General features: G+C 45.3%; 9 protein-coding genes. 3 read left to right on the forward strand and 6 right to left on the reverse strand.

Features of this window, described 5'->3' with window-relative positions; all coding sequences use genetic code 11:
• Positions 1-200: 200 nt before the first annotated feature.
• Positions 201-3707, forward strand: coding sequence for a T6SS effector BTH_I2691 family protein (locus OW495_RS08725; RefSeq protein WP_102513427.1), 3507 nt, complete (start codon positions 201-203; stop codon positions 3705-3707).
• Between the two features lie 4 nt (positions 3708-3711).
• On the forward strand, positions 3712-4671 hold the full coding sequence (locus OW495_RS08730; protein WP_102513426.1) for a hypothetical protein: 960 nt from the start codon (positions 3712-3714) through the stop codon (positions 4669-4671).
• Between the two features lie 233 nt (positions 4672-4904).
• Here the strand turns inward: OW495_RS08730 and maiA are convergent, their stop codons facing one another.
• From maiA to hppD, 4 genes are read right to left on the reverse strand one after another with little or no spacing between them, the layout of a single operon-like run.
• Entirely contained in the window at positions 4905-5609 is a 705-nt protein-coding gene (gene maiA, locus OW495_RS08735; protein WP_102513425.1) for a maleylacetoacetate isomerase, read from the reverse strand.
• Between the two features lie 21 nt (positions 5610-5630).
• A complete protein-coding gene (locus OW495_RS08740) occupies positions 5631-6668 on the reverse strand; it encodes a fumarylacetoacetate hydrolase family protein (protein ID WP_102513424.1) in 1038 nt (345 codons plus the stop codon).
• 9 nt (positions 6669-6677) lie between these two features.
• On the reverse strand, positions 6678-7808 hold the full coding sequence (locus OW495_RS08745) for a homogentisate 1,2-dioxygenase (RefSeq protein WP_102513423.1): 1131 nt from the start codon (positions 7806-7808) through the stop codon (positions 6678-6680).
• Entirely contained in the window at positions 7801-8874 is a 1074-nt protein-coding gene (gene hppD / locus OW495_RS08750; RefSeq protein ID WP_102513422.1) for a 4-hydroxyphenylpyruvate dioxygenase, read from the reverse strand. The genes OW495_RS08745 and hppD overlap by 8 nt, the downstream gene beginning before the upstream one ends.
• A gap of 83 nt (positions 8875-8957) precedes the next feature.
• Here hppD and OW495_RS08755 point away from each other — a divergent pair, with 83 nt between their 5' ends.
• Positions 8958-9140, forward strand: coding sequence for a hypothetical protein (locus OW495_RS08755; RefSeq protein WP_102513421.1), 183 nt, complete (start codon positions 8958-8960; stop codon positions 9138-9140).
• Between the two features lie 94 nt (positions 9141-9234).
• On the opposite strand, the gene OW495_RS08760 is transcribed toward OW495_RS08755, so the two are convergent.
• Together OW495_RS08760 and OW495_RS08765 are read right to left on the reverse strand one after the other, a co-directional pair.
• Entirely contained in the window at positions 9235-9894 is a 660-nt protein-coding gene (locus OW495_RS08760; RefSeq protein ID WP_102513420.1) for an HAD family hydrolase, read from the reverse strand.
• 1 nt (position 9895) lies between these two features.
• On the reverse strand, positions 9896-10258 hold a 363-nt coding region (locus OW495_RS08765; protein ID WP_289886048.1), incomplete at its 5' end, for a TOBE domain-containing protein.

Raw genomic sequence — 10258 nt, forward strand, 5'->3', positions numbered from 1 at the left:
ACCCATCACCATGACAGAAAGTCAGTAGCAATTTTCTATTCCCCACTAAACCCAAAAGTTAGAAAATCAGTACAAGTTATTGGATAATCGTACAATTTTTCGTTTATGAAACAACCGTAACAGCGCTTTATAAGGGCTAGACGTTGGTCTAAAACTTGCTTTAAAGCAGGTAATATTAACCTTATCGATTTCGTGAGCTTATGAGCAACCCTCTTCCTCCCAAAACATCCATGCTGTGGAATGACCATCCTTACACGCTCGAAGAAGCCGTTGCTGCGTATGAAAGCGATGGTTCCTTATCTTCATTGACTGAAACTTCAACTGCGCCTTCAAATGATATTGCAGGCTCACCACCTGAGCGCAGCATGTTTTGGGAAGGAGAAACCAAGAAAATAGACCCGCCCTCAAAACCTGAGCCAAGAACGATTGATATGACGCAGAGGAATGAGCCCGAAGAAGGTGGACCGGCACATTTCATTCCAGTACGTTATGCTATTGACCAGCTCGATAGTGAAGACGCTTCACCATTTGGTTTACCAACTAAATGGCAAGGCAAAGGACCAGCAAAGCTCAACACTATTGGCTATACACTCCGTCAGGTGCGCGATGGTTGGCTTTATGTTTATGATTCGGTTAGGAAGGTCCTTGATGAATATGAAGTGAAAGGGACACAATTCACGCTTTATAAACTCGGGGCAGCAGAAAGCCCAGAATCCGAGACGAGGGGAGTGCCAGAGTCACCAAGTACATTCCTTACTTATACTGAAGGAAGCCTTCTATCCCTCTGCTTTTCAGAGCATCGATGGACATGGAAAATGTTTCTTGCTGTAGCGAACAATCCCAGCAGTCATATTGACCGCATGCAAACCGTGGTACTCACAACGAACTCGCAACAGCACCATATTGCGCCTATCGCTCAACTCTCTGAAGTGGCAGACATCGAAGCTTCTGCCGTCGATGATGGCCGCTTTGCGGATTCAGGCATCGCCACCAAAGCAGATGAAGATGGTTCTATCTTTAAACCTGTCGCAACCGAGAGTGATTTAACCTCTGCGATTCCAGAAAAAGAGTCGGGCTACTTCGTCGCGATAAAAGATTACGCCGCAGACATTCAAGATATGTCGCTGCATTTTGTTGGTGCCGCCAGCCCTTACCGCCTTTTCACTGATCAATTTTCAAACCAGTGGAGCTTGATGCAGACCGCCATGCAACTGTGTATGTTCGGGGCAAGTGACGAGATAGACATGCCAGCTAACGTTAAGCGTAACGGCGAAGAGCTGTCGTTTTATACCGACATGGCTGAGTATTATGATTCCTCTAACCAACTTGATTTGGCAGAGCAGAACAAAAGCTCGGTTCAGTCCGGCTATCCTGCCAAGTTTTCTGCTGGAGCGATTGAATCGCACCAACATACCCAAAGTGACATAACTAAAGCGATACAGGACAAATATCGAATTTCTGCGAGCCGATTTGGTAAATACGAGCAATGGATAGCGACTGAGCGTTGGCGTAAGCAGCTCAACTGGAAGCAAATGCTGAGCGAAATGCAGGAGCTGTCAGAACAAAAAGAAACCATGCTTGCCGAAGTTGTTTCAGTAAAAACCGACTTTATCGCTGTAATGGAGTCTTTGACACCGCATCATCTCGAAAGAACCTTCGACCTATATAGTGAAGACACACAATACAGCTTGTATCAACTGCACAAGCAAGCGGTTGAGTCATTTACTTTGGTAATACAAGAAGAAGACCGCCAATGGGCAGAAAGCCAATGGGAGAAACCAACCAGTTTACTTGCTCTCTATGCCTCTGGATTTAGCCGAAGCTTATTTAAAGTAATAGAGAAAAATATTACTGAGGCGCAGAATGAACAGTCGATCGCTTCAGAAAATCCTGCCCCTGATAATCAGTTGATGGACCAGATCTCTGCTACGAGCAACCGTGTGAGCATGTACTCTAAGATCATGGATTTTATTTCCAACCCAAACACTGCGGAAACGGACTTTCTCAAAGATATCGCCAAAGGCTTCCAAGAGCTGGATATTATCTTTAAATCAGCAATAGGTGCGCTTGCAAAAGGAGTTTTAGAGTTTGGCGTTAGCATGACTTCACAAGCATCGATTATGCTGATGCCTGTTTTTGCTAAACCTCTGAACCGCCATAGCTATTATTTGTTTGCTGTTATAGCAGAGCATATGGCACACAATATGCCCGTAACAATAAAAGAAGGTTACGCTCTCGATTTTAAAAAATGGAAAACACGCGTAAATGATTATCTGATTAAGCTCGAAAAAAATGATGCAATCATTGCTAACTTCCAGAAAAATAACCGCAAAGCCGACTCTAAATACAAAACAGCTTTAGAGAATAAAAAGACTATTAAGAAAGCACTCGCTGTGGCTACATTGGAGTACCCGCAGTATATTGAGTTACCTGATGATCTACCTCAAAGATCCGTCGAGCTTAGAACTCGGATCGTGATGAATAAGCTCGATGATTTGAATAAACTGTTCGAGAATGCAGGTGGCCTAGGCTTTATGGCATTAGTATTTAACTGCATCGCGCTTGGTGATGCCATGAGTAGTATCCAAGATACAGGGTTAATGTCCTCAGACGAATTCTTAGATATTCAACAAAAGCTGTTTTATACCGCCAGTGCGTGGACGGGGATTCGGACGGGTAAGTTGTGGGAGAGCGTGAAGGGGAGTGACGAACTCAGAAAGCACTCACTGAAAACTCTTAAGAAGTTAGTAGCTCGAAATACAAAAGGCTTTGAAAATCTGATTATTGATGACTTAAAGGTCTTCAATAAATGGCTTGCTATCACTGGAACTCTCGGAGCCCTAGCCTCTGGTATAGAAGCGTACCGTTCTTGGTTCAAAATTGATAACCTCACAGGTCAAGAGCAAATTTTCGAGCGCATCAATTTTTACTCATTATTAACGCTAACAGGTACTAGCGTAGTTCAGGTGCTTGGAGCAACGGGGGCTCTAACAACGACTTTTACCTTTGGTTGGCCGATGATGTTTGTCATAGCAGCTGCTACAGCAATTTATCTACTGAATAATTATATTAGGAACAAGAATAAACTAGATGAATACCAGAAGTGGTTAGATAATTTACCCTGGGGCTATAACGCAAATCGATTAAGATGGAGTCGTTCTGAAGTATTATTAGAAAGAAACATGCACAATTCAGAAGTCGTTCAAAAGGCACTATTTGATTTGCACACTATTATGGAGCAGCCAACAATATATCAACAGCCGATACTGCGAGTAGCGCCTAATTCACAAAGCCAATATCCTGCAGTGAAACAGGAGTTATCTGGTATTGAACTACATATTCAGCTCCCAATTAGCGCAGCAAGAAACGGAATCAAATTCAGAACAAATACTGCGGCAACTGAAGAGGAATTGATATCAGGAGTTTGGCACGCAGGAGTCGAATTGGAAACCCTGACTAGTTCGACTAACTCTTCAGATTCTCAAAGTGTTTATAAGTTGAATTTACCTATCAAAGACTCGCCTGACTATTTAGCATTGGAGATAGAGTACATCCTAGACGATGAAAGCGAATTAAGCCGTAAGTACTGGTTCCAAAACAGTGCAAAACAACATGCAACCTATACAGCAATTTCAGACAATACTAAACAAGTAGCGATCATAAGCTCATTGAACTCAAGTGTTAGTGAACTTAGCTTACAGGAGTAACCCTTTGACCTATTTACCATTTTACATCACCCCAGAAGAGCTTGCTGCTTACCAAGAAGCACAAGAGCATGAGATTTCTTCTGGTCAAGGCTTTAAAAACTGGCAAACAAAAAATGTCGAAGAAGCTTCTAGATACATTTATTTGAAGATGACTTCGATTCCTGCGGCTATCTTCATTATTCTCTTTTTCGTACTTGCTGATTTAAACAATTTATCATCCGCACTAACCTTAGCTAGCGGGTTTTGTTTATCCACGTCAGTTATATATTTTCTTTTGAGGCTCAACTTTGTCAAAAGGTATGCTTATACCTTATCTGATAAAGGCTTTGTCATTAAGTCACAGAGCACTGTACCGCGCTGGATGAACAATGCTACACAAGCTGTCGGTTGGATTGGTGCTATCGTATGTATATTAATGGTAGCACTTGTTGGCCCAATGGCGTTAGCAGGCGCTGGTGCCTTTATATTGGTTTCCTTTAAAATGCTTAAACGCCAACCAGATGAAGTAGCCGAAATTAAAGTTGGTGAACGTGAGGGTTGGCTGTTCGCCTACTACAACAAAAAGCGTAAAGTGATCCAGTTTTATTTTAAGCATGACATATGCAGATATCGAGATACTGCTCATAAGACTATCTTTCGCTCACAAGACCGATTTGATTGTTATGTTTTCTTTAAAACTGAAGCGGATTTAGAATCCATGGTCGCGCAAATGTCAAAGGTCTACAAACTGAATTGTACAGAGGTCGATGACCATAAAAAGCTGTTTGAAGCAAAGCCAGAATCAAGGCTCTTTGGTATCCCGGTTTGTAGTAGAGAATATCAAACCGATAAGGTATTTGATTTAAGGGCAGCCAAAGAGCCACTCCCTGAATGTGAGTACCTTTACAACGGCAAATGGCAAACCGAGTCTGAGATTAAAAAATCTAAGGCAGAAGGTACAAATAACCTGAGTGGCAATATTTGATATTACCTTTGTCACTCGCGCTAGTTGTTAAAGTGTAGAAACCAAGAAGCCTCCAACATTGGAGGTTTCTTTTTATCCGGATAGTATTAAGATACTAAGCTTCTGAGTAAAGACAAAAGCATGCGTTCAAACTCTTATTAGAACAGGTTAAATATCTGAATACTCAGTCCAGGTTTCTCCCCCTCTTTTCAAAAAAACATCCTCAATCTAGCAAAATAAATCTTTGTTTCCGTTCACATCGGTGCGTTCGCATCCGCTTGGTTTTCTGGCATCGCATCGATAAAAGCGGGTAACTGATTACATGCTTGGACTATCGAGTTGATCAGCGGATAAGGCGACATATCAACGCCAAAGCGCAGCGCGTTATACACCTGCGGCACCAAGCAGATATCGACGATACAAGGGGAATCAGTGAGGCCATACACTGAATCGCCATGTGCTTTCCTGTGCTTCGCTAACTTCTCTTCTAGTGCACTGAAGCCTTGACTCATCCAATAGTGAAGCCAATCCATTTTTTCCTCTTGCTCACACGACAATTCTCGCTCCAAATACTGCAACACGCGCAGGTTATTAAGAGGATGAATTTCCATCGCAATGTCCTGAGCCATCGCCAGTGCTTGATAGCGCAGTGGTGTTTGCTCTGGAATCAACAAGGTGTCTGGGCTGCTCTCACACAAATAGTGTTCATCGAGATATTGAAGAATAGCCAGCGACTGATTGAGTTGAACGTCACCATCCACCAGCACCGGCACTAATTCACTGGCATTGAGCTCGCGATATTGTGGTTCATGCTGCTCACCACCATTACGCACCAAATGCACCGACTTCGACTCATAGTTGAGTTGCTTTAGGTTCAATCCAATACGCACTCGATAGGCTGCGGACGAGCGCCAGTAACCGTAAAGTATAATGTTCTTGTTCACGATGCTCTCGCTCATACAGAAATCCTATTACGTGGATTATAGCGCTCGATACTGGCTCACTTTTTGGTCAATCGCACCAAAAATGGAGTCACCAGCTGCATCAAACATCTCAAGCTTGATCGAATCGCCAAACGACATAAATTGAGTCGACGGCTTACCATCGCGAATCGTCTCTATCATGCGAACTTCGGCAATGCATGAATAACCCACACCGCCCTCGGCAATTGAGGTGCCATGGTCAGTGCCTTGCTTATTCGATACCGTACCTGAACCTATGATGGCACCGGCCGATAGTGGGCGAGTTTTCGCAGCATGGACTACTAGTTCAGCAAAGTTGAAAGTCATATCGACGCCCGCATTCGGACAACCAAAAGGCTTATCGTTGTAGGTCGATATCAACGGTAGATGCACCTTACTGCCCCTCCACTGTTCACCAAGCTCGTCAGGTGTTACCGCAACCGGAGAGAACGCCGAAGACGGTTTAGACTGGAAGAAGCCAAAGCCTTTCGCGAGCTCAGCCGGAATCAAACCGCGCAGCGACACATCGTTCACCAACATCAGTAATCGAATCGACTCGTGCGCCTGTTTAGCACTTGCACCCATTGGCACGTCACCGGTCACAATCGCGACCTCACCTTCGAAATCAATGCCCCATTCGTCGCTGGCAAATTCGATGTTGTCACGAGGGCCGATAAACGCGTCTGAGCCACCTTGATACATTAATGGATCGACCCAGAAGCTTTCTGGCATTTCAGCACCACGCGCTTTACGCACCAGTTCAACGTGGTTTACATACGCGCTGCCATCAGCCCATTGATATGCGCGTGGTAGAGGTGATTCACAATACTGAGGTGCAAACACTTCACTGCCAGTCACATGCCCGTTGTTTAATGAGGTGTATAACTCTTCTAACTGAGAAGCCACGCTGTCCCAGTTATCCAATGCTACCTGCATGGTTGGCGCCAGATGCATCGCATGGAAGATTTCGGTGGCAGCTACACATTGTTTGAGGTCTTTACTTACGACCATCAACAGGCCATCGCGAGTACCATTTTTCTTGGTTGCTAATTTCATCCTTGTCCCTTACTTCTCTTGCCAACTGTAGACATATTCTTTGTTCTCAACGCTATCGAGTTCATCAGAGAACTGCAGCGCGTGGCGAGTATCGATCATCACCGCCACTTCATCGGTAAACTTCTTCTTATGCGCCTGACCCGCTTTAAAAGCCTTTGGATGAGGCCCATGCGTGAAACCCGCGGGGTGGAAAGTCACCATGCCCGCTTCAATATTGTCGCGACTGAAGAAGTCACCAGCGTGATAGAACAGCACTTCGTCGTAGTCATCATTGTTGTGGTAGAACGGCACTTTCAATGCACCTGGGTCGCTCTCAATCGGGCGTGGTACAAAGGTGCACACTACAAAGCCTGCGCCAACAAACGTCGTATGCGCAGAAGGTGGCAAGTGGTAACGATGCGACATCAGCGGTCTGATATCGCGCCAATTCACTTTCACCACCGCTAAGTCGCCATGCCAACCAATCGCATCCAATGGATTGAACGGATAGGTGATCACGCTGACTTTGTCGTGACGCTTCACCTGAACCTGAGTCTGGTTTTCAGAATACTGAGCGCGGAATTGATCATTGATAGAAGGAATGTCGAGCACCGCCGGATCAAACACCGCGTGATTACCGACCATGCCTTTCTCTGGCAAGGAATAAGCCGCGTCTGTGTTCTCAATCATCAAGATAAACATCGGCTCGCTTGGCTCTAAACGCCAGTTGGTCGAGCGCGGGAGCATCACGTAATCCCCTTCACTCACCGCTAGATGACCATAGTCACAATAGAGATCGGCGCTGCCTTGGTGAATGAATAACAGCTCATCGCCGTCGGAATTACGTACCAAGAAATCCATCTTATCATCCATGCGCCATACACGAATTTTGCAGTCCGCGTTGTGCAAAAGATGAGGCACAGCCCAAGGGGTTATCTGGCTAGCTTTCTCCACCAGCGTAAAATCAAAAGCGCGAGGACGTAAATCGCCCTCCCACTCCGACCAACCTGTTGGGGCATGTTGGTGGTGAAAATGAGCGGCAGGGCCGAAGAATCCACTTCGACCGGCTTCTCGCTCATAGATTGCCTCTTCGGGGAAGTCGGCGTGCGCTTGTTTAGAACACACCCCCTCCCGATGAGGAAACGAGATCCATTTATGCATCGTCTAATACTCCTCGACGAATCTGGTCCTCTTCAATCGATTCAAACAGCGCCTTGAAGTTACCTTCACCAAAGCCTTCGTTGCCTTTGCGCTGAATGATTTCAAAGAACACAGGCCCAATTACCGTCTGTGTGAAAATTTGCAGCAAGATGCCATCTTTGGTCGGTGCGCCATCAATCAGAACACGCAGGTCGCGCAGCAAATCAGTGTCTTCCCCGTGGCCTTTCACACGATCGTCAACTTTCTCATAGTAGGTATCTGGGGTTGGCATAAAGTCCATGCCGCGATCACGCAGAGTCTTCACGGTTTTGTAGATGTCATCGGTGGCGAGTGCGATGTGTTGGATACCTTCGCCGTTGTATTCGCGAATAAACTCTTCGATTTGTGATTTGTCGTCGGAAGACTCATTGATAGGGATACGGATTTTGCCACACGGTGAGGTCATGGCGCGGCTCACAAGGCCTGTCAGCTTGCCTTCAATGTCGAAGTAACGAATCTCACGGAAGTTACCAAGACGCTCATAGAACCCAGACCACACATCCATATTGCCTTGCTTAACGTTGTGCGTGAGGTGGTCGATTTCATACAAGCCAACATTGGCTTCGGCCATGCGCTGTTCCGCATCGTCATAGAATCGGAAATCGACGTCATAGATGCTCCGCTTGCCATAACGATCCACAAAATAGAGCAGGCTTTCACCGATGCCGTAAATGGCAGGAATGCTTAGCTCCATCGGCCCTATTTCTGTTTTGTATTCTTCACCACCGCCCTTAAACGCTTGTTCCATTGCCGCGGTTGCTTCGTTGACACGAAAAGCCATGCCACAGACCGATGGCCCATGCACTTTAGCGAACGCTTCCGCTTGGCTGTGAGGCTGTTCATTAACGATAAAGTTGATGTCACCTTGTCGATACAGCCAAGCCTCTTTTGAGCGGTGCTTGGCGATCTCAGCAAAACCAAGTGACACAAACAGCGCTTTAAGTTGCTCAATTCCCTTGTGGTCAACGGCCGTGTATTCAACAAACTCGAATCCATCCGTGCCAAGCGGGTTGTATGTATCCACCATGAACTTTCTCCTTGTACCTATTGGTTTTGTGTTGTGTATTTTTTGTCCTTAATTAAATTTGGCCCACAAGCCGAGATAATGGAATGGGTGGAGGAAAATGGGCAATTTCGATGAAACCCTGTCAATTTGTAAAATATTTGTTACACACAAACTATCAAGACAAGAAAGTGAGTGCTATCAAGGGATTGAAAGATGGTGGTTTGATTTACAGCAGAGTGAGGGATGTTATTGAATTGTTACATGCATCCTTTTGCCAGCTAAGGTAATAAATCGAACATTAGACTGATGATGCAAAAAAGCCGCTGTAGTCAGCGGCTTGATGAGTTCTAGAGCGAACCTAATTCGAAGATAAGATTCTGTTTAATCCCAGTCGAGGATCGACCAATTCGGTTGATCAGCCAGTGCTTTCAAACGCGGGCATGGATTTACCAGATAGGTAAAATCAGCGTGTTCACACAAAGGTAAGTCGTTGATTGAATCCGTATAAAAGTGAATGTCTGAGTAGTTAGTTTCTTGATTGTCTAACCACTCTTTTAAACGGGTGACTTTACCTTCACGGTAGCTTGGCACACCTGATATTTGAGAAGTAAAACGGCCTTGGTTTTCAATCAAATCAATACCGAGTGCATTCTCAATACCAATCTTACGACCCACAGCTTCCACCAAGAAAGTCACGCTGGCAGAGATGATCAGCATATCGATATCGTCATTTTCTAGCTGTTCAATCAAAGGTTTCGACTGCTTGAACTGCTTAGGCAGAATATGGTGTTCGACACACTCTTCAACCAAGGCAGTGACTTGCTCTGTTGGCATTTCCGCGAGTGGCTGCATGGCGAACGTGAGATAATCTTCCATGTTCAACTTACCTTCCGAATACAGGCCCATTAAGCGCTTATCTTCTTCAATAAAGTTGGGCGTAGTGACAATGCCCTTTTCAACCAAGAACGCATTCCAGAGCATCGCTGCATCGGCGTTGATCAGCGTTTCATCCATATCAAATACATACAAAGGTTTGAACATCTTAAGCTCTCACAGGTTGAATTTCGTTAAGGTTAAACAGGAGTTCAAGTTGGCTGCCGTTTGCCAACAATCGTTCAGAAGAACGGTTAAGCAAGTCGACCGTTAATTCACACTCATCAACGTCCACTTGGTAACGAATCACGTTGCCTAACAACTGATGGTTGCGAATGGTGCCTGTCTTCGGCGCAGAGATATGTTCGCCATACTGTCGGCCATGCTCTTTAACGTAGATAGATTCAGGGCGAATCGCCACCTTCCACTCGGTTTCAATATTGAACAACTGTTTAGCCTTGTTCGCTTGCACCAAGTTGTAGTGTCCCATGAAGCCCGCGACGAACTCATTGGCCGGTTGAGTGTAGAGCTC

The organism is Vibrio sp. 14N.309.X.WAT.E.F5 (assembly GCF_030397615.1).
Classification (GTDB): Bacteria; Pseudomonadota; Gammaproteobacteria; order Enterobacterales; family Vibrionaceae; genus Vibrio; species Vibrio lentus.

Coding starts and splice junctions, on each gene's coding strand:
- OW495_RS08725 (WP_102513427.1), top strand. CDS start 201: ATGAGCAACCCTCTTCCTCCCAAAACATCCATGCTGTGGAATGACCAT.
- maiA (WP_102513425.1), bottom strand. CDS start 5,609: ATGAGCGAGAGCATCGTGAACAAGAACATTATACTTTACGGTTACTGG.
- OW495_RS08740 (WP_102513424.1), bottom strand. CDS start 6,668: ATGAAATTAGCAACCAAGAAAAATGGTACTCGCGATGGCCTGTTGATG.
- OW495_RS08745 (WP_102513423.1), bottom strand. CDS start 7,808: ATGCATAAATGGATCTCGTTTCCTCATCGGGAGGGGGTGTGTTCTAAA.
- hppD (WP_102513422.1), bottom strand. CDS start 8,874: ATGGTGGATACATACAACCCGCTTGGCACGGATGGATTCGAGTTTGTT.
- OW495_RS08755 (WP_102513421.1), top strand. CDS start 8,958: ATGGGTGGAGGAAAATGGGCAATTTCGATGAAACCCTGTCAATTTGTA.
- OW495_RS08760 (WP_102513420.1), bottom strand. CDS start 9,894: ATGTTCAAACCTTTGTATGTATTTGATATGGATGAAACGCTGATCAAC.